The 456-nt window shown below is 66.0% G+C and carries 1 pseudogene; it reads left to right on the forward strand.

Annotated features, from left to right (window positions below):
• A pseudogene (locus RM704_RS44710) lies at positions 1-456 on the forward strand (NAD(P)-binding domain-containing protein); the annotation flags it as partial.

Here is a 456-nt window from a genome sequence, read left to right on the forward strand (position 1 = left end):
GGTGTGTCGGGCGGTGTCTGGGGTCTGCACGAGGGCTACGGACTGATGGTCGGCGGCAGTGACGCCGACGTGGCTCGAGCCATGCCGATCTTCGACACGTTGCGTCCTGAGGGTGACGTGGCCGACGGATTCGTTCATGCCGGTCCGGTGGGCGCGGGCCACTACGCCAAGATGGTGCACAACGGCATCGAATACGGCCTGATGCACGCCTACGCCGAGGGATACGAACTGCTGGCGGCCGAGGAACTGATCACCGATCCGCAAGCGGTGATCCAGGCCTGGACGAACGGCACCGTGGTGCGCTCGTGGCTGCAGCAGCTACTGGCCAAGGCGCTCAAGGAGGATCCGGGTTTCTCCGCGATCAGCGGGTACACCGAGGATTCCGGGGAAGGCCGCTGGACCGTGGAGGAGGCCATCAGTCACCGGGTTCCGATGCCGGTGATCGCGGCGTCGTTG

Source organism: Streptomyces gottesmaniae, assembly GCF_031845845.1.
Classification (GTDB): domain Bacteria; phylum Actinomycetota; class Actinomycetes; order Streptomycetales; family Streptomycetaceae; genus Streptomyces; species Streptomyces akebiae.